The 17,379-nt window shown below is 60.7% G+C and carries 20 protein-coding genes; 11 read left to right on the forward strand and 9 right to left on the reverse strand.

Annotated elements, in window-relative coordinates; all coding sequences use genetic code 11:
* Nucleotides 1-102 precede the first annotated feature (102 nt).
* Nucleotides 103-2,946: a class I adenylate cyclase gene (locus HBN98_RS11475; protein WP_083367572.1), complete on the forward strand. Its 2,844-nt coding sequence runs from the start codon at nucleotides 103-105 to the stop codon at nucleotides 2,944-2,946.
* Nucleotides 2,947-2,953: 7 nt separating this feature from the next.
* Here HBN98_RS11475 and rnk read toward each other — a convergent pair whose 3' ends face one another.
* From rnk to cyaY, 3 genes are all read right to left on the reverse strand, one after another.
* Entirely contained in the window at nucleotides 2,954-3,364 is a 411-nt protein-coding gene (gene rnk, locus HBN98_RS11480) for a nucleoside diphosphate kinase regulator (protein WP_047596730.1), read from the reverse strand.
* A gap of 256 nt (nucleotides 3,365-3,620) precedes the next feature.
* Entirely contained in the window at nucleotides 3,621-3,839 is a 219-nt protein-coding gene (locus HBN98_RS11485; RefSeq protein WP_083367570.1) for a DUF1289 domain-containing protein, read from the reverse strand.
* 4 nt (nucleotides 3,840-3,843) lie between these two features.
* Nucleotides 3,844-4,176 (reverse strand): iron donor protein CyaY, encoded by a 333-nt coding sequence (gene cyaY / locus HBN98_RS11490; protein WP_083367569.1) that lies wholly within the window; start codon nucleotides 4,174-4,176, stop codon nucleotides 3,844-3,846.
* A 315-nt stretch (nucleotides 4,177-4,491) separates the two neighbouring features.
* Here cyaY and lptM point away from each other — a divergent pair, with 315 nt between their 5' ends.
* From lptM to HBN98_RS11520, 6 genes are read left to right on the forward strand one after another with little or no spacing between them, the layout of a single operon-like run.
* Entirely contained in the window at nucleotides 4,492-4,665 is a 174-nt protein-coding gene (gene lptM, locus HBN98_RS11495) for an LPS translocon maturation chaperone LptM (RefSeq protein ID WP_083367568.1), read from the forward strand.
* A 9-nt stretch (nucleotides 4,666-4,674) separates the two neighbouring features.
* Nucleotides 4,675-5,922, forward strand: coding sequence for a diaminopimelate decarboxylase (gene lysA / locus HBN98_RS11500; RefSeq protein ID WP_064589784.1), 1,248 nt, complete (start codon nucleotides 4,675-4,677; stop codon nucleotides 5,920-5,922).
* A 3-nt stretch (nucleotides 5,923-5,925) separates the two neighbouring features.
* The gene (gene dapF, locus HBN98_RS11505; protein WP_064589785.1) at nucleotides 5,926-6,756 is read left to right on the forward strand and encodes a diaminopimelate epimerase; all 831 of its coding nucleotides are present in this window, start codon (nucleotides 5,926-5,928) and stop codon (nucleotides 6,754-6,756) included.
* Nucleotides 6,757-6,769: 13 nt separating this feature from the next.
* Nucleotides 6,770-7,495, forward strand: coding sequence for a DUF484 family protein (locus tag HBN98_RS11510; RefSeq protein ID WP_064589786.1), 726 nt, complete (start codon nucleotides 6,770-6,772; stop codon nucleotides 7,493-7,495).
* A gap of 2 nt (nucleotides 7,496-7,497) precedes the next feature.
* Nucleotides 7,498-8,397 carry a tyrosine recombinase XerC gene (xerC, locus tag HBN98_RS11515; RefSeq protein ID WP_083367567.1) on the forward strand — a complete coding sequence of 300 codons (900 nt, stop codon included), beginning with the start codon at nucleotides 7,498-7,500 and terminating at the stop codon, nucleotides 8,395-8,397.
* Entirely contained in the window at nucleotides 8,394-9,101 is a 708-nt protein-coding gene (locus tag HBN98_RS11520; protein WP_083367566.1) for an HAD family hydrolase, read from the forward strand. Before xerC ends, HBN98_RS11520 begins: the two co-directional genes overlap by 4 nt.
* 233 nt (nucleotides 9,102-9,334) lie before the next feature.
* On the opposite strand, the gene sutA is transcribed toward HBN98_RS11520, so the two are convergent.
* The 4 genes from sutA to glnK all read right to left on the reverse strand — a co-directional run bounded on the left by sutA (nucleotide 9,335) and on the right by glnK (nucleotide 12,119).
* Entirely contained in the window at nucleotides 9,335-9,661 is a 327-nt protein-coding gene (gene sutA / locus HBN98_RS11525; RefSeq protein WP_007951900.1) for a transcriptional regulator SutA, read from the reverse strand.
* A gap of 102 nt (nucleotides 9,662-9,763) precedes the next feature.
* Nucleotides 9,764-10,189: a secondary thiamine-phosphate synthase enzyme YjbQ gene (locus HBN98_RS11530; protein ID WP_083367565.1), complete on the reverse strand. Its 426-nt coding sequence runs from the start codon at nucleotides 10,187-10,189 to the stop codon at nucleotides 9,764-9,766.
* Between the two features lie 216 nt (nucleotides 10,190-10,405).
* Nucleotides 10,406-11,743 (reverse strand): ammonium transporter, encoded by a 1,338-nt coding sequence (locus HBN98_RS11535; protein WP_083367564.1) that lies wholly within the window; start codon nucleotides 11,741-11,743, stop codon nucleotides 10,406-10,408.
* A 37-nt stretch (nucleotides 11,744-11,780) separates the two neighbouring features.
* Nucleotides 11,781-12,119, reverse strand: coding sequence for a P-II family nitrogen regulator (glnK, locus tag HBN98_RS11540; RefSeq protein WP_002555808.1), 339 nt, complete (start codon nucleotides 12,117-12,119; stop codon nucleotides 11,781-11,783).
* A gap of 413 nt (nucleotides 12,120-12,532) precedes the next feature.
* Here glnK and HBN98_RS11545 point away from each other — a divergent pair, with 413 nt between their 5' ends.
* Both HBN98_RS11545 and HBN98_RS11550 read left to right on the forward strand, forming a co-directional pair.
* Entirely contained in the window at nucleotides 12,533-12,793 is a 261-nt protein-coding gene (locus HBN98_RS11545; RefSeq protein WP_007920416.1) for an accessory factor UbiK family protein, read from the forward strand.
* Nucleotides 12,794-13,155: 362 nt separating this feature from the next.
* Nucleotides 13,156-13,671: a BRO-N domain-containing protein gene (locus tag HBN98_RS11550; RefSeq protein ID WP_083367563.1), complete on the forward strand. Its 516-nt coding sequence runs from the start codon at nucleotides 13,156-13,158 to the stop codon at nucleotides 13,669-13,671.
* Here the strand turns inward: HBN98_RS11550 and HBN98_RS11555 are convergent.
* Nucleotides 13,666-13,935: a HigA family addiction module antitoxin gene (locus HBN98_RS11555; RefSeq protein WP_083367562.1), complete on the reverse strand. Its 270-nt coding sequence runs from the start codon at nucleotides 13,933-13,935 to the stop codon at nucleotides 13,666-13,668. The genes HBN98_RS11550 and HBN98_RS11555 overlap by 6 nt on opposite strands.
* A 204-nt stretch (nucleotides 13,936-14,139) precedes the next feature.
* Between HBN98_RS11555 and HBN98_RS11560 the strand changes: the two genes are divergently transcribed.
* Both HBN98_RS11560 and HBN98_RS11565 read left to right on the forward strand, forming a co-directional pair.
* Nucleotides 14,140-14,337: a hypothetical protein gene (locus HBN98_RS11560; protein WP_083367561.1), complete on the forward strand. Its 198-nt coding sequence runs from the start codon at nucleotides 14,140-14,142 to the stop codon at nucleotides 14,335-14,337.
* Between the two features lie 147 nt (nucleotides 14,338-14,484).
* Nucleotides 14,485-15,978 (forward strand): YifB family Mg chelatase-like AAA ATPase, encoded by a 1,494-nt coding sequence (locus HBN98_RS11565; RefSeq protein WP_083367560.1) that lies wholly within the window; start codon nucleotides 14,485-14,487, stop codon nucleotides 15,976-15,978.
* On the opposite strand, the gene HBN98_RS11570 is transcribed toward HBN98_RS11565, so the two are convergent.
* Nucleotides 15,975-17,189: an aldose 1-epimerase family protein gene (locus HBN98_RS11570; RefSeq protein ID WP_083367559.1), complete on the reverse strand. Its 1,215-nt coding sequence runs from the start codon at nucleotides 17,187-17,189 to the stop codon at nucleotides 15,975-15,977. The genes HBN98_RS11565 and HBN98_RS11570 overlap by 4 nt on opposite strands.
* Nucleotides 17,190-17,379 lie beyond the last annotated feature (190 nt).

A 17,379-nucleotide genomic window follows, 5' to 3' on the forward strand; every position in this document is an offset into this window, starting at 1 on the left:
GTCAAAAACAAATTCAGCTTAAAAGTCCCGCGGTTCAGAGGCTAAACTGCCTCCCATTCCGAGACCTTCTTCGTCCGAGCCCGCGAGCCGGTTTGAGCTGACATGACGCGCACCCATGAAATCCGCCCCGATCTGGACGAAGGCATCGACCGCAAGGTCCTCAGCCAGCTACGCGCGCGTTTTCTCAAGCTCAACGAAGGCCGCCTCGGCCGGGCACTCGAAGGCCTGTCGACGCGCCAGCAGGGCGTGTTGACGCTTCTGCCGCTGTTCTTCCACGTCAATCACCCGCTGCTGCCGGGTTATGTCTCGGGCAGCACTCCGGCCGGTCTGTCGAATTATGAGCCGGATGCCAATACCCTCGCCGAAGCGCAACGCCTGACTCGCTCGTTCTCCTACAAGCCGCGCCACGGCAGTAACCCGCCGCGGCCGATTCACGGGCTGTTCCTGATGGGCAGCCTCGGCACGCTGGCCCAGGCCGATCAGAGCGACATGGACGTGTGGGTCTGCCACGCGCCGGACCTGAGCGAAAACGAGCTCGCCGAACTGCGCAAGAAGTGTCAGCTGCTTGAAGCCTGGGCCGCGACGCAGGGCGCCGAGGCGCATTTCTTCCTGATCGACCCGGTGCGTTTCGTCAAAGGTGAACGCGATACCCAGCTCAGCTCCGAAAACTGCGGCACCACTCAGCACTATCTGCTGTTGGACGAGTTTTACCGCACGGCGATCTGGCTGGCCGGGCGCACGCCGATCTGGTGGCTGGTGCCGGTCTACGAGGAAAGCGCCTACGACCTTTACACCGACACCTTGCTGTCCAAGCGTTTCATCCGCGCCGACGAAACCCTTGACCTCGGCCATCTCGCGACCATTCCGCCGGGGGAGTTCATCGGTGCCGGGCTGTGGCAGTTGTTCAAGGGCATCGAGTCACCCTACAAGTCGGTGCTCAAGCTGCTGCTGACCGAGGTCTACGCCAGTGAACACCCGAAAGTGCAGTGTCTGAGCCTGCGCTTCAAGCAAGCGGTGTTCGCCAATCAGTTGGATCTGGATGAGCTGGACCCGTACATGGTGGTGTACCGGCGCATAGAGGAATACCTCACGGCGCGCAATGAACCGGAGCGACTGGAGCTGGTGCGCCGCGCGCTGTACCTGAAGGTCAATCGCAAGCTCACCGGCAACAGCCGCACCCAGAGCTGGCAACGTTCGCTGCTGGAGCGTCTGGCCAGCGAATGGCATTGGGACCAGCGACAACTGGCGCTGCTCGACAGCCGCAGCCAGTGGAAAGTCCGTCAGGTCAGTGCCGAACGCCGTGCGCTGGTCAACGAGCTGAATTACAGCTATCGCTTCCTGACCCAGTTCGCCCGCACCGAACAGACCGTCAGCCTGATCAATAAACGTGATCTCAACGTCCTCGGCCGTCGCCTGTACGCGGCATTCGAGCGCAAGGCCGACAAAGTCGAGTTCATCAACCCCGGGATCGCCCCGGATCTGGCCGAAGACACCCTGACCCTGGTGCAGTCGCCGAACAAGAAAGAGCCCGGGCAAACCCAGTGGGGCCTGTACAACGGCAGCCTGACCGCGCTGGAGTGGGAACACTTCGCACCGATCAAGCGCAGCCGCGAGTTGCTCGAACTGCTCACCTGGTGCCATCGCAACGGCGTGATCGACAGCAGCACCCGCCTGGCCCTGCATCCGGGCACCAGTGACTTGAGCGAGTTCGAACTGTTCAACCTGCTCGGCAGCCTGCAGCAGAGCATCGCCCTGCCCTTGCCCACCGTCGCCGAAGAGCCGTTGCTGCGCGCCGCCGTGCCGAGCGAGGTGCTGATGCTGGTCAACGTCGGGGTCGATCCGCTCAAGCATCACCGCGACCTGAATATCCTGATGACCACCGAGCGCACCGACTCGCTGAGTTACGCCGGAGTGCGCGAAAACCTCGTATTGACCCTGGATCAGGTCACGCTCAACAGCTGGAACGAAGTGCTGGTCAACCGCTTCGACGGTCCCCACGCGCTGCTCGACTGCCTGCGCGACTACCTCAACAACCTGCCACGTGGCCGGCAACAGCCAGCGCTGAAGGTGCGCTGCTTTTGCCACAACCGCGCGCAGTTCATTGCCCGTCGCGTTGAAGAGATCGTCGATACCGCGCAAACCCTGCTGCTCAGTGAGTTGAATCATCGCTACCTGATTCAGGTGCAGCAGCACTATCACGTGCTGGAACTGGTGCCGGGCCAGGTCAATCACGTGGCCCTCGCGACATTGCCGGCGCTGCTGGATTATCTTGGCGAAGAGCAGGCACGTTACAGCCCGCTGCACCTCGATCCGATGGCGCTGGAGGAGCACGATCTGGCATTGATCCTGCCGATGGGGCAGCCGGAAGCGATTCAGGTGTTCTACCGGATCACCGAACATCAGGCCGAGTTGTACGTACTTGATGAGTTCAACGCCCTGTGGCAGCAGCGTTTGCCGTATCACGACGAGCAGAGCCTGCTGGTGCCGCTGCAGCGCTTCCTGCAATCGATCCAGTACCGGCGTGAAGCCCTGTTGCCCATGGAGGGCAGCCCGGCGATCGGCCTTGAGACTTTGTATTACCAGTTGTTGCCTTCGGGCCCCGGACGCGCACGACGGGTCGAAGCCCGGCCGGCGCCGCAGACCCCGGTCAACAAACCGTTCTACGACGTGCAGGCGATCATCGGCAAAGCTGCGCCAGGAGAGGTGCAGGTCACCCTGTATTGCAATCAACGGGAATTCAGCGAGCTGGAACATGGCGACCAGCTGTTTCGCGTGGTCGCCCGGGAGATCGTCGAGCAACGCCGCGAAACCGAGCGCTATCGCTGCTACATCACCGACCTGGACCTGTCGGGCCTGCTCGGTGATGGTCAGAGCTCAAGCAATTTGTATCTGCGCTACAAGGCCGACCTGGAGCGCGCCCTGAACGAGGCGCTCGAACAAGTCTGAGGCGGGTTTATTCGCGGAATTCACCGCCGTTGGCCGGCTGCGATTCGACTTCGAGCAAGGTCAGTTTCAGGGTCTTGCCACCCGGTGCCGGCCAGTCGATGTGCTGACCGACCTTCAGGCCCAGCAGCGCGCTGCCGACCGGAGCCAGAATCGAGATCTTGCCTTCGTCGGCGTTGGCGTCCTTGGGATAGACCAGCGTCAGGTGATAGTCCTTGCCACTGCCTTCTTCGCGGCAGTGCACGCGGGAATTCATGGTCACGACGTCAGCGGGCACTTCATCGTGGCCGACCAGTGTATCGGCGCGGTCCAGTTCGGTTTGCAGCGCGATCACGCCCGGCAGCGTGTCATCCAGGCTGTCGATCAGGCGCTCCAGACGTTGCACGTCCAGACGGGTAAGGGTGATGGAAGGTGCGGTCATGATCCGGGCAGACTCCTTTCTTCTGCACACAAAAAAAGCAAAACCCCGCCAAAAAAGACGGGGTTTTCACCAGGCCTCGATGGGTTGAGGCGTGGTCGGACACTATCACAGCTCAAAAAATATACAAGTCACCCTCCGGACCGGAGGAGACCCTTGTGGCGAGGGAGCTTGCTCCCGCTGGGGCGCGTAGCGGCCCTGAAATTCCTACGACTGCTGCGCAGCCGAGCGGGAGCAAGCTCCCTCGCCACAGATCGGATCAGGCTTGTGATTTTCGTGCGGCAGCCTGCTGGCAGATGATCCGACGGCGCTGATCATCCGCCGAGCGCCATTCGCGAATATCCTCGACATGGCGGAAGCAGCCGAGACAAACCTTCTGTTCATCCAGCCGGCACACGCCGCTGCACGGCGAAGGCACGGCCGGGCTGATGTTGCTGTAGAGCGGCTTTGGCGGACGAACAGGTGCGGTATCAGTCACGAAATCACAGACCTTCGAAGTCGAATTCGACGCCGGCCTGCTGCTTGACGATGCGCTCGAGCATTTCGCCCAGCTGCTCTTCGCTCTTGTCGCACATCCAGCGCTCGCTCTCTTCGTCGTAGTCGAAGTGGAAACCACCGGACACCGCCGCCAGCCACAGCTGACGCAGCGGCTCCTGACGGCTGAAGATCAGCTGCGAGCCGTTTTCGAACTTGACGGTCAAGACACCTGCCGAGCTTTCCAGGTCGATATCCAGGTCGCTGTCATCAAAGATATCTTCCAGCGTCTGCTGGGTAGCATCGACCAGATCGTGGAAACGGGCTTCGGACAAACTCATTGCGGCAACCTCAAAAAATGTCTGATCAGGCTCAAGCGCCGAAAGATACGGACGCTGCCGGCCGATTGCAAAGATTAACGACCAAGCACCTGCCAGCCCATCAACACCGAACCCTGTGGGAGCGAGCCTGCTCGCGAATGGCCGGCACATTCAACATTATTGCTGGCTGACACACCGCATTCGCGAGCAGGCTCGCTCCCACAGGGAATCATGCACTTCTCGGGAGCCCCGCCGGACGGGAACCCCCTCGCATAGGCAAGCTGCCGGGTGGCCGGTATACTCCGGCGCAATTAACGCATTTTCAAGGATTTCGCCATGAAGCGCCTGATCTCTTACCTTGCTGCGCTCGTCGCGGTTGCCTGCCTCGTTTCGGCCTGTGGTCAAAAAGGCCCGCTGTACCTGCCGGATGACGATCAGGACCCGGCCGAACAAGCTCAGTCTTCGCAAAAGCAGCCGTCCAAAGCACACAAGCACGACGTTTACCAATAAGGGATCGCCATGGACGCTTTTAACTACCGTGGCGGGGAGCTGTTCGCGGAAGGTGTGGCGCTGTCCGCCATCGCCGACCGCTTCGGCACGCCCACCTATGTCTACTCGCGTGCGCACATTGAAGCCCAGTATCTGGCCTACGCCGACGCGTTGGCCGGCATGCCGCACCTGGTCTGCTACGCGGTCAAGGCCAACTCCAACCTTGGCGTGCTGAATGTTCTGGCCCGTCTCGGTGCCGGTTTCGACATCGTTTCCCGTGGCGAGCTGGAGCGTGTGCTGGCCGCTGGCGGCAGCGCCGACAAGATCGTGTTCTCCGGTGTCGGCAAGACCCGTGACGACATGCGTCGTGCCCTGGAAGTCGGCGTGCACTGCTTCAACGTCGAGTCCACCGACGAGCTCGAGCGCCTGCAAGTGGTCGCTGCCGAACTGGGCGTTCGCGCGCCGGTCTCGCTGCGCGTGAACCCGGACGTCGATGCCGGCACCCACCCGTACATTTCCACCGGTCTCAAAGAGAACAAGTTCGGCATCGCCATTGCCGACGCCGAAGACGTGTACGTGCGTGCCGCGCACCTGCCGAACCTGGAAGTGATCGGCGTCGATTGCCACATCGGTTCGCAACTGACCACCCTGCCACCGTTCCTCGATGCCCTCGACCGCCTGCTGGATCTGGTCGACCGCCTCGGCGATTGCGGCATTCATCTGCGCCACATCGATCTTGGTGGTGGGCTGGGCGTGCGTTATCGCGATGAAGAGCCGCCATTGGCCGGCGACTACATCAAGGCTGTACGCGAACGTCTGGATGGGCGCGATCTGGCGCTGGTGTTCGAACCGGGCCGCTTCATCGTCGCCAACGCCGGCGTGCTGCTGACCCAGGTCGAGTATCTCAAGCACACCGAACACAAGGATTTCGCCATCGTCGACGCGGCGATGAACGACCTGATCCGTCCGGCGCTGTACCAGGCCTGGATGGACGTCACCGCGGTCAAGCCGCGCGACACCGCAGCACGCCAGTACGACGTGGTCGGCCCGATCTGCGAAACCGGCGACTTCCTCGCCAAGGATCGCCAACTGGCGCTGGAAGAAGGCGACCTGCTGGCCGTGCATTCGGCCGGTGCCTACGGCTTCGTGATGAGTTCCAACTACAACACCCGTGGCCGTGCCGCTGAAGTGTTGGTAGACGGTGATCAGGTATTTGAAGTGCGCCGCCGCGAAACCGTGGCCGAGCTGTTTGCCGGCGAAAGCCTGCTGCCGGAGTAACCCATGCTGCTGCGTTTTACCAAAATGCACGGCCTGGGCAATGACTTCATGGTTCTCGACCTGGTCAGCCAGCACGCGCATATTCAGCCCAAGCACGCCAAGCAATGGGGCGACCGGCACACGGGTATCGGTTTTGACCAGTTGCTGATCGTCGAAGCGCCGAGCAACCCGGACGTGGATTTCCGTTACCGGATCTTCAACTCCGACGGCTCGGAAGTGGAACAGTGCGGCAACGGTGCGCGCTGCTTTGCCCGCTTCGTGCTCGACAAGCGCCTGACCGCCAAGCGCAAGATTCGCGTCGAGACCAAGGGCGGCATCATTGAGCTGGACGTGCGTAACGATGGCCAGATCGGCGTGAACATGGGCGCGCCACGCCTGGTGCCGGCTGACATACCGTTCGACGCACCGGCGCAGGCCTCCAGCTATCAACTGGAAGTCGACGGCACCACGGTCGAACTGGCCGCCGTGTCGATGGGCAACCCGCATGCGGTGCTGCGCGTGCAAGACATCAACACCGCACCGGTGCATGAACTGGGGCCGAAAATCGAACACCATCCGCGCTTCCCGGCGCGGGTCAATGTCGGTTTTCTCCAGGTCATCGACCGCCACCGCGCGCAACTGCGCGTCTGGGAACGCGGCGCCGGGGAAACCCAGGCCTGCGGCACCGGCGCCTGCGCTGCGGCTGTTGCGGCAATCAGTCAGGGGTGGATGGATTCGCCGCTGTTGATCGACCTGCCCGGCGGGCGCCTGTCCATTGAGTGGGCAGGCCCAGGCCAACCGGTGCTGATGACCGGTCCGGCAGTGCGTGTATACGAAGGACAAGTGCGTCTTTGAGTGAGCAGAAGCCATGACCGATAAGCCTCAGGTACCCGCCCGACAGTCCGACGAATCCGCGTCCGAGAGCCTGGAGGCGGCAGCGGTTGCCGCGTACCTGGAGGCTCATCCGGACTTCTTCGTCGAGCACGAAGAACTGCTGCCCGCCATGCGCATTCCCCACCGACGCGGTGACACCGTGTCGCTGGTCGAGCGGCAGATGACCATTCTGCGTGACCGCAACATCGAGATGCGCCACCGCCTCTCGCAGTTGATGGACGTCGCCCGCGACAACGATCGCCTGTTCGACAAGACCCGCCGCCTGATCCTCGCCCTGATGGACGCCGCCAGCCTCGAAGACGTGGTGATCAGCGTCGAAGACAGCCTGCGCCAGGACTTCCAGGTGCCTTTTGTCAGCCTGATCCTGCTCGGCGACAACCCGGCACCGGTCGGCCGCTGGGTGACCCACGCCGACGCGCAAACCGCGATCGGCGGCCTGCTCACCGAAGGCAAAAGCGTCAGCGGCACCCTGCGTGAACATGAGCTGGACTTCCTGTTCGGCGAAGAGCAGCGCAAGCAGATCGGCTCCACTGCCGTGGTCGCGGTCAGCCATCAGGGGATTCACGGCATTCTGGCGGTCGCCAGCCGCGATCCGCAGCACTACAAGAGTTCGGTCGGCACGCTGTTCCTCAGCTACATCGCCGAAGTCATGGGCCGCGTGCTGCCACGGGTCAACAGCTCCCTGCGTTCGGTACGCTGAACATGGAACGACAACTGGACGCTTACTGCGAACACCTGCGCAGTGAGCGACAGGTGTCGCCGCACACGCTGTCGGCCTACCGCCGCGACCTCGATAAAGTCCTCGGCTGGTGCATCAAACAGAACATCGGCAGTTGGGCGGTGCTGGATATTCAGCGCCTGCGCAGCCTGATCGCCCGCCTGCATGCGCAGGGCCAGTCTTCGCGCAGCCTCGCCCGCTTGCTCTCGGCGGTGCGCGGGCTCTATCACTATCTCAATCGTGAAGGCTTGTGCGACCACGACCCGGCCACCGGCCTGGCCCCGCCGAAAGGTGAGCGGCGCCTGCCGAAAACCCTCGACACGGACCGCGCACTGCAACTGCTGGAAGGTGCGGTCGAGGATGATTTTCTGGCGCGGCGTGATCAGGCGATCCTGGAGTTGTTCTACTCCTCGGGCCTGCGTCTTTCCGAGCTGACCGGGCTCAACCTCGATCAACTCGATCTGGCGGACGGCATGGTTCAAGTGCTCGGCAAGGGCAGCAAGACCCGACTGCTGCCGGTCGGCAAAAAGGCCCGAGAAGCCCTGGAACAGTGGCTGCCGCTACGGGCCATGACCAACCCGGCGGATGACGCTGTGTTTGTCAGCCAGCAGGGCCGACGCCTTGGTCCGCGAGCGATTCAGGTCCGGGTCAAACTGGCCGGTGAACGCGAACTGGGGCAGAACCTGCACCCGCACATGCTGCGTCATTCCTTCGCCAGCCACTTGCTGGAATCCTCGCAGGACCTGCGCGCGGTGCAGGAGCTGCTCGGCCACTCCGACATCAAGACCACGCAGATCTACACCCACCTGGACTTCCAGCACCTGGCGGCGGTCTACGACAGCGCCCACCCACGGGCCAAACGCAGCAAAGGCGACGATTCATGAACATCCAGTTGATCACCTTCGACCTCGACGACACCCTGTGGGACACCGCCCCGGTGATCGTCAGCGCCGAAGCGGTATTGCGCGAATGGTTGAGCGAACATGCACCGAACCTGGGCGCGGTGCCGGTGGAGCATCTGTGGGCGATTCGCGAGCGGGTGCTGAGCAGCGAGCCTGGACTGAAACATCGCATCAGCGCGTTGCGCCGGCGCGTGCTGTTCCACGCGCTGGAGGAAGCCGGGTACACCCACGGCGAAGCCTCGGATCTGGCCGACAAGAGTTTTGAAGTGTTCTTGCATGCGCGGCACCAGATCACGGTATTTCCGGAGGTCGAGCCGACCCTGGAAATCCTCGCCAACCATTACGCCCTCGGCGTGGTCACCAACGGCAACGCCGACGTGCGCCGGCTGGGACTGGCGGATTATTTCAAATTTGCCTTGTGCGCCGAAGACATCGGCATCGCCAAACCGGATGTACGCCTGTTCCATGAGGCCCTGCAGCGCGGTGGTGTAAGCGCGGACCTGGCGGTGCACATTGGTGATCATCCGGGCGATGACATCGCCGGGGCACAGCAGGCGGGGATGCGCGCGATCTGGTTCAACCCGGCGGGCAAAGTCTGGGAAGCCGAGCGGCTGCCGGATGCCGAGATCCGCAGCCTGACCGATTTGCCGGCGGTGCTGGCGCGCTGGAATGCCATTTCCGCCTGATATAAAACTGTTTTTTGTGGCGAGGGAGCTTGCTCCCGCTCGGCGGCGCAGCCGTCGTAAAACCAGCCAACACGGTATTCCTGAAAAAATGTGCTTGCAGATTTTGGGGTCGCTTCGCAATCCAGCGGGAGCAAGCTCCCTCGCCACAATGTCGCAGTGAACGAGCGCTTTTATTCCAGGCATGAAAAAGCCCGCAGCGACGGCGGGCTTTTTCAGCAAGCAAGTGGCACGCCTCAGATAGGGCGGCTGCCGTACTTGTTATCCGGCTTCTTGGGCGGATCGGCGACCACGTTGGCCTCCACTTCCTGCACCTTGCCGCCGCGCGCAAGGAACTCTTCCATGGCCTTGGCCAGGGCGTCGCGCTCCTTGTTCTTGGCTTCGATGCTCGGCAACTCGTCTACCGACACCGCAGCCTTGGCTTTGCCTTTGGCAGCCGGGGCCGGCGTGTCGTCACCGCCATCGTCTTCAGCAACGTCTTCCGCTGCTGCTTCCAGACCATCCTCGGCCTCGTCTTCGTCGCCTACTTCGAGGTCGTCGTTTTCCAGATCATCGTCGCTCATGTTCTACCTCATGACTTGCGAAAAGCAGATTAGTTATAGACCAGCTTTGGCGACTGTCGAAAGTCGCCGGAAAAAAATCGGTAACCGCTGGTGACCAACGGTTTACGCCCCTTCACCGTGCAAGGTGGCGAGGACTTTACGGGCACCGCCATGATCACGGTGCTCGCCCAGATAAACGCCTTGCCAGGTTCCCAGAGCCAGTCGTCCCGCCGATACCGGCAAACTGATCTGGCAGCCAAGCACACTGGCCTTGAAGTGCGCCGGGAGGTCGTCCAGGCCTTCGTCGTTATGCTCATAGCCGTCTGTTCCTTGTGGGATCAGACGATTGAAAAATCGTTCGAAGTCGCGACAGACCGCCGGATCGGCGTTCTCGTTGATGGTCAACGACGCCGAGGTATGCTGCAGCCACAAATGCAACAGACCGACCCGACACGCCTTGAGTTCAGGCAGGCCGGCGAGTAACTCGTCCGTCACCAGATGAAAGCCCCGGGGCCGTGCCCGCAGGGTTATCAGAGTCTGTTGCCACATACAGTTCTCCGCACGTTCGGGGCGCATTCTAGCGCGCTCTGGGAAAAAACAAAGACCCTAATATTCCCGCAATGATGTAAGCGATTGGCCGCAGTAAAACGCGGGTCGTAAACACGACCAAAGCCGTACGAAAAATCCTTTCAGCCTTCCCTTCAATGACAAATCCCAGACAAAAAAATGCCCGGCAAGCCGGGCAAGTTTTTTTGATACGCGTACTTACAGGTTGTAGCCGCGTTCGTTGTGTTGTGCCAGATCGAGACCTACCGATTCTTCTTCCTCGGTCACACGCAGCCCCATCACAGCGTCCAGGACCTTGAGGATGATGAAGGTGACGATCGCGGTGTAGATCACCGTGAAGCCGACGCCTTTGCACTGAATCCACACTTGTGCGGCGATGTCGGTCACGGTGCCGAAGCCACCCAGCGACGGTGCAGCGAATACACCAGTGAGGATCGCGCCGAGGATACCGCCGATACCGTGTACGCCGAAGGCGTCCAGGGAATCGTCATAACCGAGTTTGCGTTTGAGGGTGGTCGCGCAGAAGAAGCACACCACGCCCGCCGCCAGACCGATCACCAGGGCGCCCATCGGGCCCACGGTGCCAGCAGCCGGAGTAATTGCCACCAGACCGGCAACCACACCCGAGGCGATGCCCAGTGCACTTGGCTTGCCGTGGGTGATCCATTCGGCAAACATCCAGCCCAGCGCGGCAGCAGCGGTCGCGATCTGAGTGACCAGCATCGCCATGCCGGCGGTGCCGTTGGCCGCTGCAGCGGAACCGGCGTTGAAGCCGAACCAGCCAACCCACAGCATCGCTGCGCCCATCAGGGTGTAGCCGAGGTTGTGCGGCGCCATCGGGGTGGTCGGGAAGCCTTTGCGCTTGCCCAGTACCAGGCAGGCAATCAGACCGGCCACACCGGCATTGATGTGCACCACGGTGCCGCCCGCGAAGTCGAGTACGCCCCAGTCCCACATCAGGCCGCCGTTGCCGGACCAGACCATGTGCGCGATCGGTGCATAGACGAGAGTGAACCACACACCCATGAAGATCAGCATCGCGGAGAATTTCATCCGCTCGGCGAACGCACCGACGATCAGCGCCGGGGTGATGATCGCGAAGGTCATCTGGAAGGTGATGAACACCGCTTCAGGGAACAGCGCCGCAGGGCCGGTCAGGCTTGAAGGCGTGACACCGGCGAGGAACGCCTTGCCCATGCCGCCGAAGAACGAGTTGAAATTGACGACGCCCTGCTCCATGCCGGTGGTGTCGAACGCAATGCTGTAGCCATAAATGACCCACAGGATGCTGATCAGACCGGTAATGGCGAAGCACTGCATCATCACGGAAAGAATGTTTTTGGAGCGAACCATGCCGCCGTAGAACAGCGCCAGGCCGGGAATGGTCATGAACAGCACGAGGGCTGTCGAGGTGAGCATCCAGGCAGTATCGCCGGAATTGAGGACTGGGGCCGCCACTTCGTCTGCCGCCATAGCGAGGCTGGGCATTACGATGGACAACAGGGCGCCTAGCCCTGCGAATTTACGCAGAGTCATATTGTTTTCTCCTGGGGCGTTGGGTTTGTGGCAGCGCTTAGATCGCGTCGGTATCGGTTTCGCCGGTACGGATGCGAATCGCCTGTTCCAGATTGACCACGAAGATCTTGCCGTCACCGATCTTGCCGGTGTTGGCAGCCTTGGTTATCGCCTCGATAACCCGATCCAGATCCTTGTCGTCGATGGCCACGTCGATTTTCACCTTGGGCAGAAAATCGACCACATATTCCGCGCCGCGATACAGCTCGGTGTGACCCTTCTGCCGGCCGAAGCCTTTGACTTCAGTAACGGTAATGCCCTGCACGCCGATTTCGGACAGCGACTCGCGCACGTCGTCCAACTTGAACGGCTTGATGATGGCAGTGACTAGCTTCATGAAACTCTCTCCCGAATTGGTGGACTTGCCCCAGGAAAACAAACCCGACTCAAGTCTAAGCGCAGTGCCTGGCTTTGTAACGCATCGTCGGCCTTACCTGCCCGACTGACGCCAGCTAACCGCTGCTGACGAAACTCCCCGCTCCGTCTGCCGCACTGCATTCGTCACAGCGACTGCATCAGTGCATGGGTCACTACCGACTAAGCAGAAAGCTTGCCATCTCGCCAAATTCCCCTGATTTCAATCCCTTGGCCGCTGCCGCAGGCGCTTGCGCGAAAAACGCGCGGCGGTTACGCACAACAACGGTGCGTTGCCGTCCGTCCGCTTGCGCGAAAAGCGTGCATCCGTGCCTGCGTCAATGACTATAGACACTGCGTGATACACTGCCGGCCATTGTTTTCAGGACATCCACCATGCTCGCGCCCAAAGACTTCCTCGACGCCCTGAGCGGCACCGCCTCTCGCCTGTTCAGCGGCGACACCCCGCTGCCGAAAGCCGAAATCGAAAGCCAGTTCAAGATGCTGCTGCAGAGCGCCTTCAGCAAACTCGACCTGGTGAGCCGCGAAGAATTCGACAGCCAGATGGTCGTACTGGCCCGCACTCGCGCTCGCCTCGAGAGCCTCGAAGCGAAAGTGGCTGAGATGGAAGCGAAGCTGACACCGCCCGCGGAATAATCTGCTCCCCCTGTAGGAGCTGCCGAAGGCTGCGATCTTTTGATCTTCAGCCTTTCAATCATCTCGGCAACGTCCTACAACCTGCACCACCGCCGTCCGATTGCGCCGAAAAGCCCAGGTTTCTAAGCTCATCTGATGCTGAATGTTCAGCACCGGGTTTGGCGACCTGGATCGAATTTGACGCAATGCAACTAAATTCACAGAGAGGTTTTCTCTCAACGAGTTATGGCGGCTTTGCGTGGGAGACCTCAGGGTCTGCCGGTTTCGAATTCACCGGTTCGCCAACCCGCGCATAGCTGCCACCCTTTTCGTTTGGCGACGGACAGAAGCAGTTTTCTTCACTTGAATTCGAGAACTGAACCATGGACGAAAACTATCTAACACCTAGCATCTTCACCCGCCACAAACTCCCCCTCCACGCCCTCCTCATCCAGAACCAACCCTGGTTCTGCGCCCGCGACCTCGGGCGATTGCTCCACATCTACCTAAACGAACGCATCCTGCGAAAACTCGACCCCGACCAATACCAAACCCGCAAAATCCTGATCCACCACCAGATCGAAAACACCCTGCTGATCAGCGAATCCGGCATCTACGCCCTCCTCGTCTACCACTACTGCCCCGAATACCGAGCGCTACGCGAATGGCTCACCCATCAAGTCATTCCCACTTTGCGTGACGCCCAACACTCCACAAGCGAACGCCTACACCTGAGCCTGCTCAGTTGGCCGGATATGTCATTGAGTCTGTTGCACTGGAATAACCAGCCGTGGATACGGTTGCAGGATGTGCCGTTGATGGTGGTAGAGCGAGAAATGCCGAAGCGCGAGGCGGGGCGATGGTGGAAAAGAGCTTCACGGATGTTGCAATCGCTATAAGCCCGAATGCCGGAGCTGGGCCCTGCGCAAATCGTAAGTCGATTGAAGATTCATCCAGAACTCAGGCGTGGTGTTGAGATGAATGGCAAGTCTGATTGCCAGGTCGGCGCAGATCCTGAGCTGGCAATTCACAAGCTTTTCTATCTCACTTTCGGGCCATTTCGTGGGCATGGCCAGATCCATGACGGTCATGCCCAACGGCTCCATGAATTCCTTATTCAGAACCTCGCCCGGATGAATCGGGCGCGTACCATTGCGGTCCATTTTTCGCCTCCAAAGGCTGCGTTGAGTGGCCAAACTGGAGCATCCGACTCCGCGATACAAGACCGTCGAAACCCTTTCGCCGACGTCCTACAACTATTAGGGCATGGCCCTACAAAAATCAGCGTCTGAGCCTGATTACGCGACTCTTCCTCCTTGTACTACGGTGACCAACGAAGCATCCGTCACCCAAAAAACGAGGCCTCAATGAAAGACAAAAAGAGAAGGGCAAAGCTAGAAGAAATTGTTGGATATCACGCTGAAGCACTTCGGTTAGCCGGAGGTATTTCAGCCAATCAACGTCGTTTTATTGAGGTAGCGGCCAAGTACGGAAAAGAACTCGAACCGGATGGTTGGCTGGCCGGGGGAGGAAGCCAAGTAAAAAATCCCAAACAAGAAAACTAATGTGGCGCCTCTACTTGGCTTGGGAGGGCAACTTGGCAACATCCAGCGAAAGTTTGCCCTCGCATCCATGCCACTTGGACTCGTTCTCCCAACTACCCTTAAAAAACCCGCAGGAAGCGGCTCCCCGATTCAGCTCAAGGAACGACCATGTCTCTCTCCATCGTCCACAGTCGCGCCCAGATTGGCGTGGAAGCCCCCGCTGTCACCGTCGAAGTCCATCTGGCCAACGGTCTGCCGTCGCTGACCATGGTCGGCCTGCCCGAGGCGGCGGTGAAGGAGAGCAAGGATCGGGTGCGCAGCGCGATCATCAATTCCGGGCTGCAGTTTCCGGCGCGGCGGATCACTTTGAATCTGGCGCCGGCGGATCTGCCCAAGGATGGCGGGCGGTTTGATCTGGCGATTGCTTTGGGGATTCTGTCGGCAAGTGTGCAGGTTCCGTGTCTGACGCTGGATGAGGTGGAATGCCTCGGTGAGTTGGCGTTGTCCGGCGCCGTACGAGCGGTGCGCGGGGTGTTGCCGGCGGCACTGGCGGCGCGCAAGGCGGGGCGGGCGCTGGTCGTGCCGCGGGCGAATGCCGAGGAGGCCTGCCTTGCTTCGGGGTTGAAGGTGTTTGCGGTGGATCATCTGCTGGAAGCGGTGGCACATTTCAACGGGCACACGCCCGTGGAGCCTTATGTATCGGACGGCTTGATTCATGCCGCCAGACCCTATCCCGATCTCAACGAAGTGCAGGGGCAAATGGCAGCCAAACGTGCGCTGCTGATCGCGGCGGCGGGCGCACACAACCTGTTGTTCAGCGGGCCGCCGGGAACGGGCAAGACATTGTTGGCCAGTCGATTGCCGGGACTGCTCCCGCCATTGTCCGAATGCGAAGCACTGGAGGTGGCCGCCATTCAATCCGTCGCCAGCGGCGTGCCGTTGACCCATTGGCCGCAACGTCCTTTTCGCCAGCCACACCACTCGGCATCAGGCCCGGCACTGGTTGGCGGCAGCTCGAAACCGCAACCCGGCGAAATCACCCTCGCCCACCACGGCGTGCTGTTTCTCGATGAGCTGCCGGAGTTTGATCGCAAGGTGCTGGAGGTGCTGCGCGAGCCGCTGGAGTCCGGGCATATCGTGATCGCCCGAGCCAAGGATCGCGTGCGCTTTCCGGCGCGCTTCCAGTTGGTGGCGGCGATGAATCCGTGTCCCTGTGGATATCTCGGCGAGCCAAGCGGCAAGTGCTCCTGCACGCCGGACATGGTCCAGCGTTATCGCAACAAACTGTCGGGGCCATTGCTGGATCGGATCGATCTGCACCTGACAGTGGCGCGGGAAGCGACGGCGTTGAATCCGACGGTGAAGCCGGGAGAAGACAGCGCCAGCGCCGCGGCGTTGGTGGCCGAGGCGCGTGAGCGTCAGCAAAAGCGTCAAGGCTGCGCCAATGCATTTCTTGATCTGCCGGGGCTGAAGCGGCACTGCAAGTTATCCACAGCCGATGAAAAATGGCTGGAATCGGCGTGTGAACGGCTGACTTTGTCGCTACGTTCGGCGCATCGCTTGCTCAAGGTTGCGAGAACTCTGGCAGACCTTGAGCAAGTCGATGCAATCAGCCGTGAGCACTTGGCCGAAGCGCTGCAATACCGGCCGGCGACGCCTTAATGCTTGGTCAGATCCACCAACGGCGTTTGCCGCACTTCGGTTTCACGCCCGGCCTGAATTTCGGTCACGCGCTTCAAGGCGTTATCCACAGCACCTTTGTCCGCGAGCAGGCTGTAGCTGATCTGGAACTGCTTGTGTTCCTTGGGCGCAATGGTTGGCACCAGATTCAGCGGGCGCTGATAGCGGCGGTTGTAGGAAAAACTGGTGCCCGGCTCAAGGCCCGTGACATAGCCCTGCCCTTGGGTGTCAGTGTTTTTCCACAGGGAAAACACCGGCAACTGCTGAGTGTTGAAGCCTACGGAGACACCCAGGCTGCCGGCCTTGTCGTGCAAAACGGTCAGGGTTTCGCCTTTGGCATCGGCATAGGGCACGACGTTGTAGACGGTTTCGTCATAGTCCTTGGTTGGTGCGCGGTAGGTCTGCCAGTCGGCCAGCTCGGCTTTGGCCTTGTCGTTGAAGGGCGAGACCTGCTTCACCGGCGCCGCGAACCGTGCGCCCTGTTCAAGGAACGGCGTACTGAAGTTGCTGTGATACAGCGCCTGGTATTCCTTCGGATAATCGCCGTTGTTGGTCAGCGTGTCGTTGAGGGCGAAACGCGCACTACCCGGCTCGGTGACCAGCTCAGTGACCACCGAGAAGTCGACCTTCTTGAAGGCCTGCTCTTTCAACTCGCCGCGCAGGCTGATGGCGTACGGCGGCTTCTCGTCAATGTGCAGGGTAACGCTGCTGGCCGGAATGTTGGCGGCGCGCCCGTGCAGGGTCAGCAACTCACCATTGTCCATACCGGGATGGCCGACCCATTCGTAACCACAACGGGTCACCAGCTCGTTGAAACCTTCCAGCCAACCCAAGCCACCGCGTCCGTTGAGTTCGATGAAGGCTGGGTTGACCACTTCCTTGACTGGCGAATCCCAACCCATACGCACGTTGCCGACCGACGCCTGCAAGACGTTCATGCCTCGGGTCGGCACTACCGAGAGTTTCATCGTGCCGTTATCGATATCGACGATGCTGACCCCTTCCTGCCGCCCACCATGCAAGGTGCGCAGGCTGACGGAGAAAGGTTTGTCGGTTTTCACCCCCAGTTGCTCACTGGAGATGCTCCAGTTTTGCGCGGGTTTGTTGGTATCGAGAAGGACGTAGTCCCAAGCCATGGTGTGGGAGGCAGCAGAGAGTGCGCCGAGGGCGACGGCGAGTTTGAGCGGAGTCATGGCAGCAGCCTTTATTGGAGTTGTGCCATTTTTATAGCGCTGCGGAAACGTTTCAGCAAGTTTGAAAGAGCAAGAATTCGAGTGTTTGACTCTAGATTGGCAGTGATGCTATCGCGAGCAGGCTCACTCCTACACCCATCTTCAGTGATCACACACATTGTGACCTACCGATATACCTGTAGGAGTGAGC

The sequence above is a fragment of the Pseudomonas koreensis genome, from assembly GCF_012986595.1.
Classification (GTDB): domain Bacteria; phylum Pseudomonadota; class Gammaproteobacteria; order Pseudomonadales; family Pseudomonadaceae; genus Aquipseudomonas; species Aquipseudomonas koreensis.

Excerpts from the sequence above, each read along its gene's own strand:
- HBN98_RS11475 (WP_083367572.1), top strand. The coding sequence starts at position 103 with ATGACGCGCACCCATGAAATCCGCCCCGATCTGGACGAAGGCATCGAC.
- rnk (WP_047596730.1), bottom strand. The coding sequence starts at position 3,364 with ATGACCGCACCTTCCATCACCCTTACCCGTCTGGACGTGCAACGTCTG.
- cyaY (WP_083367569.1), bottom strand. The coding sequence starts at position 4,176 with ATGAGTTTGTCCGAAGCCCGTTTCCACGATCTGGTCGATGCTACCCAG.
- lptM (WP_083367568.1), top strand. The coding sequence starts at position 4,492 with ATGAAGCGCCTGATCTCTTACCTTGCTGCGCTCGTCGCGGTTGCCTGC.
- lysA (WP_064589784.1), top strand. The coding sequence starts at position 4,675 with ATGGACGCTTTTAACTACCGTGGCGGGGAGCTGTTCGCGGAAGGTGTG.
- dapF (WP_064589785.1), top strand. The coding sequence starts at position 5,926 with ATGCTGCTGCGTTTTACCAAAATGCACGGCCTGGGCAATGACTTCATG.
- HBN98_RS11510 (WP_064589786.1), top strand. The coding sequence starts at position 6,770 with ATGACCGATAAGCCTCAGGTACCCGCCCGACAGTCCGACGAATCCGCG.
- xerC (WP_083367567.1), top strand. The coding sequence starts at position 7,498 with ATGGAACGACAACTGGACGCTTACTGCGAACACCTGCGCAGTGAGCGA.
- HBN98_RS11520 (WP_083367566.1), top strand. The coding sequence starts at position 8,394 with ATGAACATCCAGTTGATCACCTTCGACCTCGACGACACCCTGTGGGAC.
- sutA (WP_007951900.1), bottom strand. The coding sequence starts at position 9,661 with ATGAGCGACGATGATCTGGAAAACGACGACCTCGAAGTAGGCGACGAA.
- HBN98_RS11530 (WP_083367565.1), bottom strand. The coding sequence starts at position 10,189 with ATGTGGCAACAGACTCTGATAACCCTGCGGGCACGGCCCCGGGGCTTT.
- HBN98_RS11535 (WP_083367564.1), bottom strand. The coding sequence starts at position 11,743 with ATGACTCTGCGTAAATTCGCAGGGCTAGGCGCCCTGTTGTCCATCGTA.
- glnK (WP_002555808.1), bottom strand. The coding sequence starts at position 12,119 with ATGAAGCTAGTCACTGCCATCATCAAGCCGTTCAAGTTGGACGACGTG.
- HBN98_RS11545 (WP_007920416.1), top strand. The coding sequence starts at position 12,533 with ATGCTCGCGCCCAAAGACTTCCTCGACGCCCTGAGCGGCACCGCCTCT.
- HBN98_RS11550 (WP_083367563.1), top strand. The coding sequence starts at position 13,156 with ATGGACGAAAACTATCTAACACCTAGCATCTTCACCCGCCACAAACTC.
- HBN98_RS11555 (WP_083367562.1), bottom strand. The coding sequence starts at position 13,935 with ATGGACCGCAATGGTACGCGCCCGATTCATCCGGGCGAGGTTCTGAAT.
- HBN98_RS11560 (WP_083367561.1), top strand. The coding sequence starts at position 14,140 with ATGAAAGACAAAAAGAGAAGGGCAAAGCTAGAAGAAATTGTTGGATAT.
- HBN98_RS11565 (WP_083367560.1), top strand. The coding sequence starts at position 14,485 with ATGTCTCTCTCCATCGTCCACAGTCGCGCCCAGATTGGCGTGGAAGCC.
- HBN98_RS11570 (WP_083367559.1), bottom strand. The coding sequence starts at position 17,189 with ATGACTCCGCTCAAACTCGCCGTCGCCCTCGGCGCACTCTCTGCTGCC.